General features: G+C 66.0%; 16 protein-coding genes. 9 read left to right on the top strand and 7 right to left on the bottom strand.

From position 1 onward, the window contains the following. Window positions 1–49: 49 nt before the first annotated feature. The 5 genes from ctaE to GOACH_RS14830 all read left to right on the top strand — a co-directional run bounded on the left by ctaE (window position 50) and on the right by GOACH_RS14830 (window position 6,119). Window positions 50–664 (top strand): aa3-type cytochrome oxidase subunit III, encoded by a 615-nt coding sequence (gene ctaE / locus GOACH_RS14850; protein WP_174299120.1) that lies wholly within the window; start codon window positions 50–52, stop codon window positions 662–664. A 103-nt stretch (window positions 665–767) separates the two neighbouring features. Further along, window positions 768–1,736, top strand: coding sequence for a cytochrome bc1 complex diheme cytochrome c subunit (gene qcrC / locus GOACH_RS14845; protein ID WP_040518858.1), 969 nt, complete (start codon window positions 768–770; stop codon window positions 1,734–1,736). Further along, window positions 1,733–2,893: a cytochrome bc1 complex Rieske iron-sulfur subunit gene (gene qcrA, locus GOACH_RS14840; RefSeq protein WP_005176195.1), complete on the top strand. Its 1,161-nt coding sequence runs from the start codon at window positions 1,733–1,735 to the stop codon at window positions 2,891–2,893. The genes qcrC and qcrA overlap by 4 nt, the downstream gene beginning before the upstream one ends. After that, complete coding sequence (gene qcrB, locus GOACH_RS14835; protein WP_005176193.1) at window positions 2,890–4,503, top strand: cytochrome bc1 complex cytochrome b subunit; 1,614 nt, start codon at window positions 2,890–2,892, stop codon at window positions 4,501–4,503. Before qcrA ends, qcrB begins: the two co-directional genes overlap by 4 nt. A 110-nt stretch (window positions 4,504–4,613) precedes the next feature. Beyond that, entirely contained in the window at window positions 4,614–6,119 is a 1,506-nt protein-coding gene (locus GOACH_RS14830; protein WP_040518821.1) for a bifunctional phosphatase PAP2/diacylglycerol kinase family protein, read from the top strand. A 76-nt stretch (window positions 6,120–6,195) separates the two neighbouring features. Here GOACH_RS14830 and GOACH_RS14825 read toward each other — a convergent pair whose 3' ends face one another. After that, window positions 6,196–6,612: a cytochrome c oxidase subunit 4 gene (locus GOACH_RS14825; protein ID WP_005176185.1), complete on the bottom strand. Its 417-nt coding sequence runs from the start codon at window positions 6,610–6,612 to the stop codon at window positions 6,196–6,198. Beyond that, window positions 6,609–7,706, bottom strand: a complete 1,098-nt coding sequence (gene ctaC / locus GOACH_RS14820; protein ID WP_052004023.1) for an aa3-type cytochrome oxidase subunit II — start codon at window positions 7,704–7,706, stop codon at window positions 6,609–6,611. The genes GOACH_RS14825 and ctaC overlap by 4 nt, the downstream gene beginning before the upstream one ends. Before the next feature lie 418 nt (window positions 7,707–8,124). Here ctaC and asnB point away from each other — a divergent pair, with 418 nt between their 5' ends. Next, a complete protein-coding gene (gene asnB / locus GOACH_RS14815) occupies window positions 8,125–10,050 on the top strand; it encodes an asparagine synthase (glutamine-hydrolyzing) (RefSeq protein WP_005176179.1) in 1,926 nt (641 codons plus the stop codon). 58 nt (window positions 10,051–10,108) lie between these two features. Here asnB and GOACH_RS14810 read toward each other — a convergent pair whose 3' ends face one another. The 3 genes from GOACH_RS14810 to GOACH_RS14800 all read right to left on the bottom strand — a co-directional run bounded on the left by GOACH_RS14810 (window position 10,109) and on the right by GOACH_RS14800 (window position 12,924). Then, the gene (locus GOACH_RS14810) at window positions 10,109–11,080 is read right to left on the bottom strand and encodes a carbohydrate kinase family protein (protein ID WP_217999520.1); all 972 of its coding nucleotides are present in this window, start codon (window positions 11,078–11,080) and stop codon (window positions 10,109–10,111) included. Window positions 11,081–11,257: 177 nt separating this feature from the next. Then, on the bottom strand, window positions 11,258–11,617 hold the full coding sequence (locus GOACH_RS14805) for a HesB/IscA family protein (protein WP_005176173.1): 360 nt from the start codon (window positions 11,615–11,617) through the stop codon (window positions 11,258–11,260). A 236-nt stretch (window positions 11,618–11,853) separates the two neighbouring features. Then, the gene (locus GOACH_RS14800; protein ID WP_005176170.1) at window positions 11,854–12,924 is read right to left on the bottom strand and encodes a glycerate kinase family protein; all 1,071 of its coding nucleotides are present in this window, start codon (window positions 12,922–12,924) and stop codon (window positions 11,854–11,856) included. Between the two features lie 133 nt (window positions 12,925–13,057). Here GOACH_RS14800 and GOACH_RS14795 point away from each other — a divergent pair, with 133 nt between their 5' ends. Genes GOACH_RS14795 through GOACH_RS14785 form a run of 3 tightly spaced genes read left to right on the top strand, consistent with a single transcriptional unit; the run spans window position 13,058 to window position 16,314 of the window. Further along, a complete protein-coding gene (locus GOACH_RS14795) occupies window positions 13,058–13,735 on the top strand; it encodes a DUF3043 domain-containing protein (protein ID WP_005176168.1) in 678 nt (225 codons plus the stop codon). Between the two features lie 7 nt (window positions 13,736–13,742). Beyond that, on the top strand, window positions 13,743–15,509 hold the full coding sequence (gene cobT / locus GOACH_RS14790) for a nicotinate-nucleotide--dimethylbenzimidazole phosphoribosyltransferase (RefSeq protein WP_005176165.1): 1,767 nt from the start codon (window positions 13,743–13,745) through the stop codon (window positions 15,507–15,509). Window positions 15,510–15,528: 19 nt separating this feature from the next. Further along, a complete protein-coding gene (locus GOACH_RS14785) occupies window positions 15,529–16,314 on the top strand; it encodes an adenosylcobinamide-GDP ribazoletransferase (protein ID WP_005176164.1) in 786 nt (261 codons plus the stop codon). A gap of 29 nt (window positions 16,315–16,343) precedes the next feature. Here the strand turns inward: GOACH_RS14785 and GOACH_RS14780 are convergent, their stop codons facing one another. Then, entirely contained in the window at window positions 16,344–17,450 is a 1,107-nt protein-coding gene (locus GOACH_RS14780) for a branched-chain amino acid aminotransferase (RefSeq protein WP_005176161.1), read from the bottom strand. Between the two features lie 84 nt (window positions 17,451–17,534). After that, complete coding sequence (gene gcvT, locus GOACH_RS14775; RefSeq protein WP_005176157.1) at window positions 17,535–18,644, bottom strand: glycine cleavage system aminomethyltransferase GcvT; 1,110 nt, start codon at window positions 18,642–18,644, stop codon at window positions 17,535–17,537. Window positions 18,645–18,654: the final 10 nt, after the last annotated feature.

Below are 18,654 nucleotides of genomic sequence, written 5' to 3'. Positions count from 1 at the left end.
ATCCGACCCGAGTGGTCAGGGCGTACTACGAACCGTCATACTTCAATCTGTGACTAGCGCTGTAGGTACCTCGGGAACAGCCATCACCTCGCGCGTGCACTCGCTCAACCGCCCCAACATGGTGAGTGTCGGCACGATCGTGTGGCTGTCCAGTGAGCTGATGTTCTTCGCTGGACTTTTTGCGATGTATTTCGTCGCACGTGCCAATGCCGGCCCGGCCGGCTGGCCGCCGGAGCCCACCGAACTGAACCTGAAGTTGGCCATCCCGGTCACCACCGTCCTCATCCTGTCGTCGGTGACCTGCCAGATGGGTGTGTTCGCCGCCGAGCGTGGCGACGTCTTCGGATTGCGCCGTTGGTACATCCTGACGTTCCTGATGGGCGCCTTCTTCGTCTGCGGCCAGGGCTACGAGTACTACCACCTGGTTGCCGAGGGCACGACCCTCTCGTCGAGCGCCTACGGTTCGGTCTTCTACATGGCGACCGGATTCCACGGCCTCCACGTGATCGGCGGTCTCGTCGCCTTCATCTTCCTGCTGGTCCGCACCAAGCTCGCCAAGTTCACACCGAACCAGGCGACCGCGGCGATCGTCGTGTCGTACTACTGGCACTTCGTCGACATCGTGTGGATCGCACTGTTCGTCACCATCTACTTCATCCGATGACACCGATCGCAACGAACAACTGACGTGAGGCGGGAGTGATTCCACCGGAACCACGTTCGCGCCAACAGCTAGAGAAGTCCGTCCGCTTAGTAGAGAGACCATGATGAGTTCATCTCCACCGGGACCGTCGGATAGCCCTTCCGACGTTGGTCAGGTCGACACAGTCACCTCGAGCACCGCGCCGAACGCCGCGAAGAAGTCCCGTTCGCGCCGTAAGCTGCGCCGCCGCGCCAGCGGCGCATTGCTCCTGCTCGCAGGCCTGATGATGGCCGGCGTCCTCGCGTCGCTGCTGTCCCCCAAGCCCCAGGTCGCCGTCGCAGACACCAACGACGCCGCTCTGATCCAGGACGGCAAGAAGCTGTACGAGAGTTCGTGCATCACCTGCCACGGCGCCAACCTCCAGGGCGTGGCCGATCGCGGCCCCTCCCTGATCGGCGTCGGCGACGCAGCTGTCTACTTCCAGGTGTCCACCGGTCGCATGCCTGCGGCCCGTGGTGAGGCCCAGGCACAGCGCAAGCCCGCGAAGTTCGACACCGCACAGATCGATCAGCTCGGTGCCTATATCCAGTCACAGGGCGGCGGGCCGCGTCCGCTGTTCGAGAAGAACCCTGACGGCACCCGCAAGACCGAGAAGGTCATGCAGCGTCAGGCCGATGGATCGATGAAGGAAGTCGTCCTTCCGGTTCTCGCCCAGGAGTCGCTGCGTGGCGACAACCTCGGTCGGGGCAGCGAGCTCTTCCGCCTGAACTGCGCGTCATGCCACAACTTCACCGGCCGCGGCGGTGCGCTGTCGTCGGGCAAGTTCGCTCCGACGCTCGACAACGTCAAGGAACAGCAGATCTACGCGGCCATGCTCACCGGGCCGCAGAACATGCCGAAGTTCTCGAACCGTCAGCTCTCGCTCGACGAGAAGAAGGACATCATCGGCTTCATCAAGTACGTCACCGAATCCAAGCCCCAGGGCGGCCTGAGCCTCGGCGGCTTCGGCCCGGTCAGTGAGGGCATGGTGATGTGGTTTGTCGGAGTTGTGGCGGTCGTCGCCGCCGCGATGTGGATGGGATCACGAACATGAGCACCACGGACAAGGACACGCCGTCCGCCGATGAGCTGGACCAGATGACCAATGATGACCTGGTCAAACTGGGTACCAACCTCGACGGCGTCGAGATCATCCATCGGGGTGAGCGTTTCCCTGAGCCGGGCACCAAGGCCGAGAAGCGCGCCGAACGTCAGATCGCGGTCTGGCTGACCATCGCCGGGATCTCCGCGCTGGCATGCTTCGTGATCTTCCTGTGGAACCACTGGGAATTCGCACTCCCCGGCACGTCCGACTATTGGCGCTACACCCTCAACACCCCGTTGCTCGGTGTGACGTTCGGACTCTCGATTCTGTCGATCGGCATCGCGCTCGTCCTCATCACGAAGAAATTCATCCCGTCCGAGATCGCCGTCCAGGACCGTCACGACGGACCCGGTTCGACCGAGGTCGACAAGAAGACGATCGTCGCCGAACTCGTCGATTCGGGAACCAAGTCGACGCTCGGCCGACGCAAGATGCTCATCGGATCGGGACTGTTCGCGTTCGGTGCGCTCGCACTGACCGGCGTCGTCGCGGGCCTCGGCGGATTCATCAAGAACCCGTGGGCCAAGCGTGAGGACGCACCGCTGTGGCACACCGGCTGGTCGCCGATCTACAACCCGAAATCGCAGCCCAACGAAACGGTCTTTCTGCGCCGCGACACCGGCAACCCCTACCAGGTGGCCCTCGTCCGACCCGAGGACCTCGACTCCGGCGGCATGGAGACGGTGTTCCCGTGGCGCGTCTCAGACGGTTACGGCGAGACCGAGGAGTCACGCGAGAAGCTGCTCTGGGGTCTGCGGTACGTGTCCAATCCCGTCATGCTCATCCGGTTGCGCCCCGAGGACGCTGCCCGGGCGATCAAGCGCAAGGGCCAGGAGAGCTTCAACTACGGCGACTACTTCGCCTACACCAAGGTCTGCAGCCACCTCGGTTGCCCGACCTCGCTGTACGAGCAGCGGACCAACCGCATCCTCTGCCCGTGCCATCAGTCGCAGTTCAACGCACTCGAGTACGCCAAGCCGGTGTTCGGCCCGGCAGCGCGTGCGCTGGCGCAGCTGCCGCTGACGGTCAATGATCAGGGGTACATGGTCGCCGCAGGCGACTTCATCGAGCCCGTCGGACCCGCATTCTGGGAGCGCAAGTCATGAGCAATCGTCTCGCGAAGCAGGCCGAAGAGGTCGATTCCCGGTATCACCTCGCCGCAGGCATGCGGCGACAGATCAACAAGGTGTTCCCGAGCCACTGGTCGTTCATGCTCGGTGAGGTCGCGCTCTACAGCTTCATCATCCTGCTGATCTCCGGTGTGTACCTGACCTTCTTCTTCGATCCGTCGATGTCGGAGGTCACCTACCACGGCGCGTATCAGCCTCTCAACGGCGTGATGATGACGCGCGCGTACGAGACGACGCTGAACATCTCCTTCGAGGTGCGCGGCGGTCTGTTCGTCCGCCAGATCCACCACTGGGCAGCTCTGCTGTTCGCGGCGTCGATCATCATCCACATGGCGCGCATCTTCTTCACCGGTGCGTTCCGACGCCCGCGTGAGGCCAACTGGATCATCGGCTGCCTGCTGCTGGTCCTGGCGATGTTCGAGGGCTTCTTCGGCTACTCACTGCCCGACGACCTGCTCTCGGGTACCGGCGTTCGCGCCGCGATGAGCGGCATCGTGCTGGGAATCCCGCTGGTCGGCACCTGGATTCACTGGGCGCTCTTCGGTGGCCAGTTCCCCGGCGACATCATCATCCCGCGCCTGTATGTGCTGCACATCCTGCTCTTCCCGGGCATCATCCTGGCCCTGATCGGCGCCCACCTGGCGTTGGTCTGGTACCAGAAGCACACGCAGTTCCCCGGCCCCGGCCGCACCGAGAAGAACGTCGTCGGCGTGCGCATCCTGCCGGTCTTCGCGGCCAAGGGCGGTGCGATGTTCGCCTTCACCGCAGGCATCCTCGCGATCATGGCCGGCATCTTCCAGATCAACCCCGTGTGGGTGATCGGTCCGTACAACCCGGCACACGTCTCGGCCGGATCTCAGCCAGACATCTACATGATGTGGACCGACGGTTTGGCCCGTCTGATGCCTGCGTGGGAGCTCTATCTCGGCAACTACACGATCCCCGCCATCTTCTGGGTGGTCGTGATCATCACCATCATGTTCGTGGTGATGTTCGCCTACCCATGGATCGAGAAGAAGTTCACCGGCGACGACGCGCATCACAACCTGCTGCAGCGTCCGCGCGACACCCCGGTGCGCACGGCGATCGGAGCGATGGCGTTCTCGTTCTACATCATCCTGACGTTGAGCTGCATGAACGACATCATCGCGTTGAAGTTCCACATCTCGCTCAACGCCACGACGTGGATGGGTCGCATCGGCCTCATCATCGTGCCGCCGATCGCCTACTTCATCGCCTACCGCTGGGCCATCGGACTCCAGCGCAGCGATCGCGCGGTGCTCGAGCACGGGATCGAGACCGGCATCATCAAGCGTCTCCCCCAGGGCGAGTACATCGAGATCCACCAGCCACTCGGCCCGGTCGACGATCACGGTCACGCGATCCCGCTCCCCTACGAGGGCGCCGCGATACCGAAGCGGATGAACAAGCTCGGGTCGTCGGGTGCTCCGGGAACCGGCTCTGTGATGGTCGCCGATCCGCCCGAGCAGCAGAAGCGCAATGTCGAATTCGCACACGAGCAGGAACGCGAGGAGATCGACGCACTGCGCGAGCTGCAGGCCAAGGGCGGCAACCCGCTCGACTGACCCGCTCGATCCAGCAGCACCACACGGCTGCCGTCGCATCACGCGACGGCAGCCGTGTGTCGTTGCACGACAATCACTCCCCTCCCCCACCGACTCGCTACGGTGAAACGATGACACGACAGCGACACCTCGGACGTCGCCGCACAGAGCCCCTCCATGAGCTGACGAAGGGCCTCGGCACACTCGACGCCAATCTCTTCCAGACGATCGCTCGGTCGCCGAGTCCCCTTCTCGACCGCACGATGCCACCGCTCACGGCCGCCGCAGATCATTCAAAACTCTGGATGGGCATCGGAGCGGGCCTCATCCTCAGCGGGCGGCCCCGCTGGCAGCGCGCCGCGGTGCGGGGCCTCGCATCGCTGGCCGTGACCAGCCTCGTCACCAATCAGGGCGCGAAACGCATCCGCCAGCGCGAGCGGCCCTCACCGTCAGTGGTTCCGCTTCTGCGGCGAGGGTCACATCAACCGACATCGAACTCACTGCCTTCCGGACATTCGGCAAGTGCCGCAGCGTTTTCCGTCGGCGTCGCGCTCGAATCTCCGCCGCTGGGTCTCATCATGTCCGCGCTCGCCGGACTGGTCGGGTTGTCCCGTGTGGCGACCGGCGCGCACTACCCGGGCGACGTGTTCATCGGGTTCGGCATCGGCGCGGGTATCGCGACAATCGGCGGCAAGATCGTGCCACCGATCATTCCCCACAACATCGCCACACCTGCCCCGAGCACGGTGGCAGCCCCGCTGCCCCGTGACGGCGCAGGCCTGGTCGTTCTCGGCAACCCGACGTCGGGCGACGGCAACAGTGAGCACATCCTGGAGAGGGTTCGCACCGAGCTCACCGGCGCCGAGATCATCGAACTCGGGCCCGACGACGACTACGCGGCGATCGCCCGCGATGCCGCGCGACGCGCCACCGCGCTTGGAGTGTGCGGCGGCGACGGCACCGTCGCGACGGTTGCGGCCGCGGCCCACGAGGCAGACCTCCCCCTCGCTGTCTTTCCCGGCGGCACGTTCAATCACTTCGCGCGCGATATCGGATGTGGCGATGTCGACGCATCGTTGGCCAGGATTCGTTCCGGCACAGCGACGTTGGTCGACGCCGCCATCCTCAACGACGAGCAGCTGATACTCAACACGGCAAGCATCGGTGCCTACCCCCATTTCGTGCGTGCACGCACCAAATGGGAGCACCGGGTGGGCAAGACCGCGGCGAGTGCGCTCGCGATGGTGCAGGTCGCCCGACACTCGACGCCGGTGGAGATCACCATCGACGGCCGAACGGTCACGACCTCCCTGTTCCTCATCGGGACATCGATGTACAGTTCGGCCGGATTCGCTCCCGGGCGCCGCGAACGCCTCGACGACGGGCTGCTCGACGTCCGCTTCCTCGAGGCGGGCAAGCGGTTTGCGACACTGCGAGTGCTCACGAGTCTGGCGACCGGACTGCTGCAACGCTCACGGCTCTACACCGAGATGCAGGTCCCCGAGTTCACGTTCACCAGTACCGAACCCGTCACGATCGCCCACGACGGTGAGGTCGGCGAGTCGTACACATCAGCGCGTTTTCGCGCCGGGTACCGAACGCTGAAGGTCTACGGCGACAGCATCGTTGCCGACTGAACGAGCTGGGAGCTATGACAAAAGCCGCACCCGATGGTCGGGTGCGGCTGTCGTCATGCGTGAACTGTGAGACGTATCAGTGCTTCTCGGGTCCGACGATGTACTCGAAGACGAGACCGGCCGCTGTGCCGATGATGCAGGCCGCGGCGAAGATCGCCAGCGAGATGTTGCCCGTCGCGAAAGCGATGGCGAACAGTGCAGCGCTTGCCGCGATCAGGATCGGCCACCAGGATCCCGGGCTGAAGAAGCCCAGCTCGCCCGCGCCGTCTTCGATCTCGGCGTCTTCGTAGTCCTCCGGACGGATCTCGACGCGTCGTGACACGAACCGGAAGTATGTGCCGGCGATCAGGGTCAGACCGGCGCTGAAGAACATGCCGACGACGCCGACCCACTCGACGCCGTTGTCGGTGAGCGCGGTCAGCACTGTGTAGATGACACCGGCGCCTGCGAAGAACAGCGTGAGCAGTTCGAAGAGTCGCGCTTCGATTTTCACTGGAGTGCTCCGATCGTGCAGTTCGCAATCTTCGTGTTGCCGCCGTCACCGGTCGCGCCGACAGTGCCGTCGGTGGCGCGACGCGTGTCGAACGGAACCGTGACAACCGACTCGGGCTGCTGGCAGATGTGCTGCAGCGCCTGGGCATTCGTTGCCTGCGGCCGTGCCTGCCGGTACTTGATGTAGGCGTCGAAGTCCTGCGGCGACACCGCACGAACCTCGAAGTTCATCATCGAGTGGTAGGTACCGCACATCTCCGCACAGCGTCCGACGAATGCGCCTTCACGGTCGATCGACGAGATCTGGAAGCGGTTGTCGGTGTGGTTCTGCTTCGGGAACGGCATGACGTCGCGCTTGAACAGGAACTCGGGAACCCAGAACGAGTGGATGACATCGGCAGAGGCGAGGTCGAACTCGATGCGCTTGCTCGTCGGGAGCACGAGCACGGGGATCGTCGCCGACGAACCGACCGTCTCGATGTTGTTGAACTTCAGGTAGTCACGCACGTCGTTGCTGCGACCGCCGTCGGGACCGGGCAACTCGATGGTCTCGCCGTCGTGGATCTCGCGTGTGTTCTGTGTCTCGAGATCGAACGGGTTTCCGTCACGGACGAATCCGTTGTACTTGCCGCCGTCGCTGAAGGTGACGTCGCGGTAGCCGAACTTCCAGTTCCACTGGAACGCGGTGACGTCGACGACGACCTTGGGATCGTCGGTCTTCTTCTCCACATTGGTCTGCACGATCACGGTGAAGTAGAACAGCACCGCGATGATTACGAACGGGATGGCGGTGTAGGCCAACTCCAGCGGCACGTTGTACGCGGTCTGCCGAGGGAACTCGTCCTTGCCCTTGCCCGGCTTGTAGCGGTGGAAGGTGATCGTCCAGAAGATCAGGGCCCACACGATGATGCCCATGACGAGGGCCGCGATGACCGACCAACTCCACAGGTCGCCCATGTCCTTGGCCTCGGGAGTCACACCGTGCGGCCAGCCGAACCGCATGGCGGTGCGGGCGTCGCAGCCCGACATCAACAGTGCGCCGACGCCTAGCGCCGCGACAGCTCCGGCCCGCTTGAGGCCGACCCGGTTGGCCATCCGCGACGCCGACGCGACACGCCGTACGCGGGGCCGTTCACCGTGTGCCAATTTCACGCCTTCCTGCCAGCTCGGAACCGTCGATCCGACGTCCGAGTCGCATCCCACCTGACCTGCAACGACACGATCGGCGTCATCCGGGCCCCGCAGGCAACTGTCACCGTGCAGCGGGCACCGAAGCGCAGCCTTCGCGCCATGTACTACGCAGCGTAGACCAACTCGCGGGAACTTTTTCGGTTGGGGTGACTTCGCGCGTCGAAATCGTTTCCCGGTCCTGGGAACATGCTTCCGACCGTGTGTTTCGGGCGGTCGAGGGCCGTAGCCGGAAGGCCGTGCCGCCCTCGCATACGGCATACTCGTGACCGCGGCGGTGACGTCATCGCCGCGCGTTGTGTCCCCGTCGAAAGAGGCTTTACTGGTGTGTGGCTTGCTCGGTCTGCTGACCTCCGATGAGACGGCGGCAGGTGCCGTCGACCTCGTCGCCAACGCCTCGCACTGCATGCGCCACCGGGGTCCTGACGAACCCGGCACGTGGAACGACGCTGACATCGTGCTCGGCTTCAACCGCCTGTCGATCATCGACATCGATCACTCGCACCAACCGCTGCGTTGGGGTCCCCCGGAGAACCAGGAGCGCTACGCGCTCGTCTTCAACGGCGAGATCTACAACTACCTCGAGATCCGCGCGCAACTCGCCGCCGAGGAGGGTGCGACCTTCCGCACCGAGGGCGACGGCGAGGCGATCGTCGCGGCGTTTCATCACTGGGGTCCCGACGCCGTTCGACGCCTGCGCGGCATGTTCGCCTTCGCCATCTGGGACACCGAGACCCGCACGCTGTTCGCCGCGCGAGACCCGTTCGGCATCAAGCCGATGTTCCTCGCGACCGGTCCCGGTGGCACGGCTTTCGGCAGCGAGAAGAAGAGCTTGCTGGAGCTGATCGGTCGCCTCGGCCTCCCCGACACCCTCGACGAGCGCGCTCTCGAGCACTACGTCGTGTTGCAGTACGTCCCTGAACCCGAGTCACTGCACTCGTCGATCCGTCGCCTCGAATCCGGCTCATACGCCACCGTGCGTCCCGGAAGCGCACCGTCGATCACGCGCTACTTCAACCCGCAGTTCTCGGTCCGACCCTTTACCGACGCCACTCGCCAGAAGCGATACGACGAGATCGCCGAGGTCCTCTCCGACTCCGTCGCCAAGCACATGCGCGCCGACGTCACCGTCGGATCGTTCCTGTCCGGCGGCATCGACTCCACGGCCATCGCTGCGCTGGCCATCCAGCACAACCCCGATCTCATCACCTTCACCGCAGCGTTCGAGCGTGAAGGATATTCCGAGGCCGACGTCGCCGCGGAGTCGGCAGCCGCGATCGGTGCCCGGCACATCGTGCGCATGGTCACGCCCGAGGAGTACATCGCGGCGATTCCGGAGATCATCTGGTATCTCGACGACCCGGTGGCCGACCCAGCGCTCGTTCCGCTGTACTTCGTGGCGCAGACCGCCCGCGAACACGTCAAGGTCGTCCTGTCCGGTGAGGGCGCCGACGAACTCTTCGGCGGCTACACCATCTACAAGGAACCCCTCTCGCTCAAGGGCTTCGACAGACTCCCCACTGCGCTGCGCCATCTGGCCGGCAAGGTCTCCGATCGCATCCCCGAGGGCACGCGCGGCAAGAGTCTGCTGCATCGCGGATCACTGACGCTCGAAGAGCGCTACTACGGCAATGCCAGGAGTTTCGACGACGCCCGACTGCGCGCGGTGCTGCGCGACTACCGTCCCGAGTGGACACACACCGATGTCACCGAACCGATCTACGCGCGCAGCGACGGTTGGGATCCGGTCGCGCGGATGCAGCACATCGATCTCTACACGTGGCTGCGCGGCGACATCCTGGTCAAGGCCGACAAGATGACGATGGCCAACTCGCTCGAACTACGTGTGCCGTTCCTCGACAACGAGGTCTTCAAGGTCGCCGAGGCGCTGCCGTTCGACGAGAAGATCAGTCACGGGACCACCAAGTACGCACTACGCAAGGCGCTCGAACAGATCGTCCCGGCTCACGTCCTGCATCGAAAGAAGCTCGGTTTCCCCGTCCCCATCCGCCACTGGCTTGCAGGCCCGGAGATGTACGACTGGGCACGCGAGACGATCGAGAAGTCGCAGACCGACTACCTGCTGAACAAACAGCCGATCCTCGACATGCTCGACGAGCACCGCGCGGGCGTCGTCGACAACAGCCGACGCCTCTGGACACTCCTGATGTTCATGATCTGGCACGCCATCTTCGTCGAGAAGACACTCGTGCCCGACATCACCGACCACAGCTACCCAGTGCGGCTGTAGCCGCTGGTGACCACCGGCGACGATCGGCCGCCTCACGACAGCCGATCGAAGCCGGACTCTAGAGTGCCGCGGCGATCTCGTTCGCGGCGTCGGCGCCGTACGCACCTTCGATACGCTTGAGTGCCTCGTCCCGATCCCACGACCAGTCCTGCGTCGACACAGTCTCGAGCACGAGCACGGCGACCATCGAGCCGACCTGCGCAGCACGCTCGAAACCGAGACCCGCCGACAACGACGAGAGGAAGCCGGCGCGGAAGCCGTCGCCCACGCCGGTCGGATCGACCTTCGCCGTCTCGGGGACGACGGCCACGTGGGTGCGGGTGCCATCACGGTCGACGATCTCGACACCGTCAGCGCCGAGCGTGGTCACCCGCACCCCGACGAGTTCTGCGATCTGAGCCTCCGACAAACCGGTCTTCTGACGAAGAAGACCCCATTCGTACTCATTGGTGAACAGATAGGCGGCACCATCGATCAGCTGACGTGCCTGCTCACCGTCGAGTCGCGCGAGCTGCTGAGACGGATCGGCAGCGAACGGGAGGCCGAGGCGTCGACATTCCGCGGTGTGCCGGAGCATCGCGTCCGGATCGTCGGCGCCGATCAGCACGATCTCGGGGGACCCGACGCGCTCGACGACGTCAGCGAGGTCGATCTCTCGCGCCTCGCTCATCGCGCCCGCATAGAAGGTCGCGAGCTGCGCCATGGTCTCGTCCGTGGTGCACATGAACCGGGCGGTGTGCTGGGTCTGTGACACGCGAACCCCGCGGCAGTCCACACCGTGCGCCTCGAGCCACTGGCGATAGTCGTGAAAGTCCGATCCCACCGAGCCGACCAGCACCGGCGACTGGCCGAGCTCACCCATCGCATAGGTGATGTTGCCTGCGACGCCGCCTCGACGGACCACGAGATCCTCGACGAGGAAACTGAGCGAGATGTGCTCGAGGTGGTCGGCGAGGATCTGCTCGGAGAACTTTCCCGCAAACTTCATCAGATGATCTGTCGCGATGGAACCACATACAACGATTGCCACTTATTCCCCAAGCCTCTTCGCGGTTGTCAAGGCACGCTGCACGCGCCGTCGGTCGCGGCCCTCGGACACTCGGCCGAGTCCGACACGGACCTCGTCACACGCTACCGAAAGTGCCGGAAATGACTGACCGCACCCCGGCTGGGCCGGGGTGCGGTCACAAAGTCAGTGCGTGGACGCTCAGTTGAACGAGTCGCCGCAGGCGCAGCTACCCGTGGCGTTCGGGTTGTCGATGGTGAAACCCTGCTTCTCGATGGTGTCGACGAAGTCGATGGTCGCGCCCTGTACGTAGGGCGAACTCATCCGATCGACGGCCAGGGTGACGCCACCGAAATCAGCGGTGAGGTCGCCATCGAGCGAACGGTCGTCGAAGAAAAGCTGGTAGCGGAGGCCCGCGCAGCCTCCGGGTTGGACGGCGATACGCAGCGACAGGTCGTCACGGCCTTCTTGGTCGAGCAGAGCCTTTGCCTTGGCGGCTGCGGCGTCGGTCAGGATGACGCCGGTGTCTGTCGCGGTTCCGGATTCGTTCTGAACGGTCATCGATGCTCCTCGTACTGTGATGGTGCCGTTGGTGGCCGGCCCCGGTCGTGCTGCCCTGCGTCACGCGACTCGTGTCTGCGCCGCGTCACGCAGCCTTGACGGACGCCGCGTTGTGGCAGCGACTCGAACGCGTCGGCTGACGATGCAGGCCTGTTGTTCGTCTCCTGTCAACCGTACCCCCTCTCTGCATATTCCCGGGGACGGGAAGTCCTCCCGCGGCCGGAAGCCGGGTGGTCTCAACCGTCGGTGCGCCACGACGCTGCTGCACGCGCGGCCAGTGCGGTGAGTTGATTGCGCGCATCGCTCATCGCGAGCTCGACCGACCCCGCCTGGTCGACGATCGAGTAGGCGCCGGAGATTCCGGCTGCGGCGATCTCGTCAGCCGTCAATGCCACCTGACCAGCGAAGACGACGGTCGGTGCGTTCACCTCGGTTGCTGCAGCAGTCAGCGCCGACACGACCTTTCCGCGCAGCGTCTGGGAATCGAACTTCCCCTCGCCCGTGAGTACGAGGTCAGCCCGAGCCATCTCCGCACCCTGCGCGGTGGCGTCACCCACCACGGTCGCACCCGACACGCGATCGGCTCCGAGCGCCAGCAGTGCCGCGCCGAGCCCGCCTGCAGCGCCTGCTCCCGGCTCGACACTGACATCACGTCCGGCCATCGATGCGAGTACGCGCGACCACTGGGCGAGTCGTTCCTCGAGGCGCGCGACGGTCTGGGGATCGGCACCTTTCTGCGGCCCGAAGACCGTCGCGGCACCGAGCGGGCCGAGCAGCGGGTTCTCGACGTCGGATGCCGCGATCAGCGCCACATCGGCAACTCTTTCGACTGCGCGAGCCGACCCGCCCAGCGCATCGATCAACCCGTAACCACCATCGGTGGTGGCACTGCCGCCGAGCCCCACGACGATCTCGCGCACTTCGGCACGCAGCGCGGCGTCGACGAGCAGGCCCACCCCGTAGGTGTCCGCCGCCTGAGCGGTTCGCGGTGTCGGGCCGCCGCCGAGCTGATGCAGTCCGCAGGCCTGAGCACATTCGATGTAGGCGACGAGCCTGTCGGGGTCCCTGTCGTCGAGTAGCCATTGCGCGCTGATCGCGGCACCGAGTGGGCCGACGACCCGCTCGGTCACCGTACGCCCGAACCGCGCGGCGAGAACGTCGACGAATCCGGGTCCCCCGTCCGACTGCGGCGCGAGAGCGATTTCGTCGTCCGGTCGGCCTGCCGCCCACCCCTCGCCGATGGCGCTCGCGGCCTCGACTGCCGTCAGTGTGTCGCCGAACGAATCCGGCGCTATCAGGACCCGCATCGGTCACACCTCTGTTCACTCGGCACGGGGGCGTCGATGCAGGTGCGCGCGGTCGCGCCCTCTGCGCCCATGCCCCGGAAGTATAGGGAGGTCGACGAACCGCGGCAGCGCTAGATCACCTACGCTCGAAGGCGTGAGACTGCCATGGAACAAGGACGACGACACCGCCGACGAGGGCACCGTGTCGACAGCGGATACGCCGATGACGATCGACGAACCCACGACCGACACCAAGGGCAGCGCGTACACACCGGGTAAGGGGCGCCCGACGCCGTCACGCCGTGAGGCCGAAGGCCGACGCCGCGGGCCCGTGGCACCACCGCCGACCACGCGTGCCGAGGCGCGAGCACGCAAGAAGCAACTCAAGAACTCGATGTCGCGTGAGGATCGCCGCAAACTCAACGACGATCGCCGCGCACAACGCGCCGAACAACGCGAGAAGATGATGGAGGGCGACGAGCGTTACCTGATGCCCCGGGACAAGGGCCCGGTGCGGCGGTACACGCGCGACCTCGTCGATTCCCGACGCAACTTCGCCGGTCTGTTCATGCCGTTCGCCGTGGTGCTGATCGTGGTGATGTTCCTGCCGTCGCTCGCCGCATACGCCAACTTCGTGCTGTTGGCCTTCGTCGTACTGATGGCCATCGACGCCGTCATCCTCGGTCGCCTGGTGAACAAGCGTGTGCGCGAGCGCTTCCCCGACACCGACGACACCGGATTCCGCCTCGGCTGGTACGCGTTCACCCGCGCGATGCAGCTCCGCCGGATGCGCGCACCCAAGCCGCAGGTCTCCGCGGGCGCCGAGGTCTGAGCTGACGATGACCACGAGGGGCACCCGCACGCTGGTGCTCGGGGGCGTGCGGTCGGGCAAGTCGGGGGTTGGCGAAGAACTCCTCGCCGGGCACTCCGAGGTTCGTTACATCGCCACCGGGCCGACGCTCACCTCCGATGCCGAATGGGTGGCGCGCGTCGAGGAGCATCGGCGTCGACGCGACAGCAGGTACACGACCGTCGAGACCACCGACCTCACCGCCGAGCTGTCGGCGAGGCGCGATGTCGCGACACTCGTCGACGACCTCGGCAACTGGTTGGCCGCCGACATCGACGCCACCGACGGATGGGCGTCGGCCACCGACCGTTCCGACCGCACCGCCCGACTGTGCGCGGCGATCGATGACGTCACGTCTGACCTGGTGCTGATCAGCCCCGAGGTCGGTTTGGCGCTTGTCCCGCCAACGCCTGCGGGCCGGATGTTCCAGGACGAACTCGGTGCGCTCAACGCAGCCGTCGCAGCCATCTGTGATCGCGTGCTGCTGGTCGTCGCCGGCCGCGTCCTGGAACTACCCGCACCCGCGCGGTCGACAACGCCACAAACCACACCTGCGGCATCACCGATCACACCGAAAAACGCGCGCACGGCACCAGAACCCGCGTCGACGACGTCAGAAATCCCGTCGACGGCACCCGTCGCCGTGGCAGCGGCCGCGGCCCTCGTCGACCCGACCGATGCCGAGGTCTTCGAGCACGTCGATCGTCCCGACGAGTCTGTCGCCCGCGCCGCGCGGGAGCGCCAGCTCACGTTGACCAAGCCTGCCCGGTCGCTGGGCAGGCTGGAAGAACTCAGTGTGTGGGTTTCCGCGTGCCAGGGCGTGTGTCCGCCGCGCTCGATCGAGCACGCGCACGTGGTGGTGTTCGCCGGCGATCACGGTGTGGCGCAGGCGGGGGTCTCGGCCTACCCGCCCGAGGTCACCGCCCAGATGGTCGCGAACATCGCTTCCGGAGGGGCGGCGGTGAACGTGCTCGCACGCCAGAGCGGCGCGACGGTGCGCGTCGTCGACATGTCTGTCGATGCCGACACCCCACCCGAGGTGTCCGGTTACAAGGTCCGACGCTCCAGCGGCGACCTCCGCGTGACCGACGCGCTGACCATTGCCGAGGCCCGCGCCTCCGTCGCCGCGGGGCGTGCAATCGTCGACGAGTTGGTCGACTCGGGCGCCGACCTCCTCATCGCGGGTGAGATGGGCATCGGAAACACCACTCCCGCAGCGGTTCTCGTCGGAACCCTCACCCGCCACGAGCCCGTCCAGGTCGTCGGCCGCGGCACCGGAATAGACGACATCGGCTGGATGCGAAAAACCGCCGCCATCCGCGACGGGATGCGGCGTGGACGACGCTACGTCCACGATCCGCTGGCTCTGGTCGCCGCCGTAGGCGGCGCCGACATCGCCGCAATGGCCGGATTCCTGGCGCAGGCAGCCGTCCGTCGCACACCGGTGATCCTCGACGGTGTGGTCGTCACCGCGGCAGCACTCGTCGCGGCCGAGCTGGCCCCGGGAGCTGTGAGCTGGTGGGTGGCCGGCCATCGTTCGGTCGAGCCCGCGCACGCCTTCGCGCTCGAGCACCTCGATCTCGAACCCATCCTCGATCTGCAGATGCGACTCGGTGAGGGCAGCGGCGCGCTGATGGCGCTGCCCGTCGTCTCGTCGTCGGTGGAGATCCTGCGCGGCATGTCGACATTCGACGAGGCCGGGGTCAGCGATTCCGACGCCGTCGACGCCCCCACCACCAGCGATGCGGGGGTCTGACCGAGGCGTGGACGGCAGGATGTCGCCGACCGACGCCCTCTGCGGTGCATTCTCCTGGCTGACCGTCGCGCCTGTCCCCCTGCGCGAGAAGACCTACGACCGTCGGTTCGGCGGAGCGGCGATCTCAGCCGTTCCGGTTGTGGGTGTGGTTCTCGGCGTACTCATCGCAGCCGTGGCGTGGGCGCTGAGCCTCACGCAACTACCCACCGCACTGATCGGCATCCTGCTCGTCGTCATCCTCGGAGTCGGTACGCGCGGCATGCATCTCGATGGCCTGGCCGACACCGCCGACGGCCTCGGATGCTATGGCCCTCCGGAACGGGTCGCCGAGGTGATGCGCAGCGGATCTGCCGGGCCCTTCGGCGTCGCCACGATCGCCGCCGTGATGATCGTCGACACCGTGGGCCTGGGTGCGCTGACCGATGGCTCGCGGTGGCTGTCCATTGGCGCGGCGGTCTTCCTCGGTCGCGTGGCGGTCGTCCTCGCCTGTCGACGGTCACTGCCCGCCGCCCGCACCAGCGGATTCGGTGCACTCGTCGCGGGTACCCAACGGGCCTCGACTGTCGTGTGGTCGGTTGTGGCGGTCGCGGCGATGGTCGGCGTAGGCGGGTGGAAGTCGTTGTCTGCCCACGGGTTCGACGACGCGTCCGCATTGCGGGCGGGCGTCACGGCGGTGATCGTGCTGGCGTTCACCTGGGTCTTCACCCGGCACTGCGCGCGTCGGATGGGTGGCATCACCGGTGACGTCCTCGGCGCCGTCATCGAGATCTCGACGGCCATCGCCCTCGTGGGGCTGCTGCTCTGACCGAGCCGGTTCGCGGCGCGGGTGAGGGTTCAGGCCGGGTAGAGCGTTGTCATCCACCCGTGGGTGTCGGCGAAAGTGCCGCGCTGGATGCCGGTGAGCGTGTCACGCAGCGCCTGGGTGACCTCGCCCGTCGTGCCGTCGCCGATGGTGTAGTCGTCGGTCTCACTCTTCACGTGGCCCACCGGTGTGATGACGGCGGCGGTACCGCACGCGAAGACCTCGGTGATATCGCCCGACGTCACACCCTTGCGGAGTTCCTCGGTCGAGATGCGGCGCTCCTCGACGGAGAACCCGGCGTCGATCGCGAGGGTGAGCAGCGATTCGCGCGTGATTCCCGGCAGGAGCGACCCGGACAACTCCGGGGTCACCAGTCGTGCGTCGGCGCCCGAGCCGAAGACGAAGAACAGGTTCATGCCGCCCATCTCTTCGATGAAACGGCGCTCCACGGCATCGAGCCAGACCACCTGGTCACACCCCTGTGCAGTGGCCTGCGCCTGGGCGAGGAATGCAGCGGCATAGTTGCCGCCGCATTTCGCGGCGCCCGTACCGCCCGGGGCGGCACGCACGTACTCGGTCGACAACCACACACTGACCGGCTTGATCCCGCCGGAGAAGTAGGCGCCTGCGGGCGAGGCGATCACCGAGTAGACGTACTGCGACGACGGCGCGTTCACCCCGAGGCCTGCCTGCGAGGCGAACATGAACGGGCGTAGGTAGAGAGACTCCTCGCCGCCGGCCGGCGGCACCCACGCATTGTCGGCGTTGAGCAGCGCGCGCAGCGACTCGATGAAGTCGTCGACAGGCAGCGGCGGCATCGCAAGCCGTTCAGCGGAGCGCTGCAGTCGCAGTGCGTTGGCCTCCGGCCGGAACGCGGCGATCGAGCCGTCCGGCTGTCGATAGGCCTTGAGTCCCTCGAAGACTTCCTGCCCGTAGTGCAGGACCATCGCCGACGGATCGAGTGCGATCGGCCCGTAGGGCGTGACCTTCGCGCTGTGCCACCCGCGGTCGGCGTCGTAATCCACCAGCACCATGTTGTCGGTGAAGTACTTGCCGAATCCGGGCGCGGACAGGATCTCCGCTCGACGGGATTCCGACACCGGATGGGGATGCTCGGTACGGGTGAACTGCAAGGTCATTGGCCCATGGTAACGCCGCAGGGCAAACCGATTGCCACCGCCGTCGCGAGCTGTCGGCTCACACCGCGGAGCCCGCGCTCTCGGCTACACGTGCGACTCGACGAACGGCGGAATGACCACCTCGCACGGCAACTCACGACCGCGCACGTCGATCACGACCTCGCCACCCTTCTTGATGCCCGACGATGTGTCGATGAGGGCCAGCGCGATGCCCTGTTTCAAGGTCGGTGAGAAGGTTCCCGACGTCGTCTCGCCCACGATGTCACCGCCAGGACCCGAGCGCACGGTCAGCCCTGCGCGTGGAACACCACGGCCTGTCGCCCTGAGTCCGTAGAGTCGTCGTGCGGGTCCCGCCTCCTTCTCCGCGACCAGCGCGTCACGGCCGAAGAACGCGGGTTTGTCCCACCCGACCGCCCAGCCGCTGCGTGCCTGATTGGGCGTGATCTGTTCGGAGAGTTCGTGCCCGTGCAGCGCGTAGCCCATCTCGGTGCGCAGGGTGTCGCGCGCGCCGAGTCCTGCGGGTTGGCCACCGGCATTGGTCACCTCGGCAAGCAGCGTGTCGAAGACGGGACCCGCGTCGCTCCATCGCGGGAGGATCTCGTAGCCGTGCTCGCCGGTGTATCCGGTCCGACACACGCGCACCGGGAACGACGCGTCGCCGACGGTCACGTCCGCGTCGGTGTATGCCATGTACTCCATGTCAGTCGGAAGGCCAACGGCCGCAAGGACATCGGCGCTCTTCGGACCCTGCACGGCGAAGACCGCGTAGTCGCGGTGACGGTCGGTCACCTCGATACCGTCCGGTGCGACGCCGCCCAGCGCGGCCACGACCTTGGCGGTGTTCGCCGCGTTGGGAACGAGAAACACCTCGTCGTCGGAGACGAGGTAGGCGATCAGATCGTCGACCACTCCCCCTGCGTCGTTGCAGCACAGCGTGTACTGCGCTTTGCGCGGGCGGATCTTGCTGAGATCATTTGTCAGCGTCGAGTTGACGAAATCTGCTGCGCCAGAACCCTTCACGAGCGCCTTGCCGAGATGGCTGACGTCGAAGATCCCCACCGCCTCGCGGACTGCGTTGTGTTCTGCGACGGTCCCCGCGTACGAGACGGGCATGTGCCAGCCGCCGAATTCGGCGAAGGTGGCACCGAGGGCGTGGTGACGGTCGGCGATCGGTCCGGCGAGCAATTCGGTCATGCGGTGCAGA

It is taken from the genome of Gordonia aichiensis NBRC 108223 (assembly GCF_000332975.1).
GTDB lineage: Bacteria > Actinomycetota > Actinomycetes > Mycobacteriales > Mycobacteriaceae > Gordonia > Gordonia aichiensis.
This window is presented reverse-complemented; position numbering and strand designations above follow the sequence as displayed.

Coding starts and splice junctions, on each gene's coding strand:
- qcrC (WP_040518858.1), top strand. CDS start 768: ATGAGTTCATCTCCACCGGGACCGTCGGATAGCCCTTCCGACGTTGGT.
- qcrA (WP_005176195.1), top strand. CDS start 1,733: ATGAGCACCACGGACAAGGACACGCCGTCCGCCGATGAGCTGGACCAG.
- qcrB (WP_005176193.1), top strand. CDS start 2,890: ATGAGCAATCGTCTCGCGAAGCAGGCCGAAGAGGTCGATTCCCGGTAT.
- GOACH_RS14830 (WP_040518821.1), top strand. CDS start 4,614: ATGACACGACAGCGACACCTCGGACGTCGCCGCACAGAGCCCCTCCAT.
- ctaC (WP_052004023.1), bottom strand. CDS start 7,706: ATGGCCAACCGGGTCGGCCTCAAGCGGGCCGGAGCTGTCGCGGCGCTA.
- GOACH_RS14805 (WP_005176173.1), bottom strand. CDS start 11,617: ATGACCGTTCAGAACGAATCCGGAACCGCGACAGACACCGGCGTCATC.
- GOACH_RS14800 (WP_005176170.1), bottom strand. CDS start 12,924: ATGCGGGTCCTGATAGCGCCGGATTCGTTCGGCGACACACTGACGGCA.
- cobT (WP_005176165.1), top strand. CDS start 13,743: ATGACCACGAGGGGCACCCGCACGCTGGTGCTCGGGGGCGTGCGGTCG.
- GOACH_RS14785 (WP_005176164.1), top strand. CDS start 15,529: ATGTCGCCGACCGACGCCCTCTGCGGTGCATTCTCCTGGCTGACCGTC.
- GOACH_RS14780 (WP_005176161.1), bottom strand. CDS start 17,450: ATGACCTTGCAGTTCACCCGTACCGAGCATCCCCATCCGGTGTCGGAA.
- gcvT (WP_005176157.1), bottom strand. CDS start 18,644: ATGACCGAATTGCTCGCCGGACCGATCGCCGACCGTCACCACGCCCTC.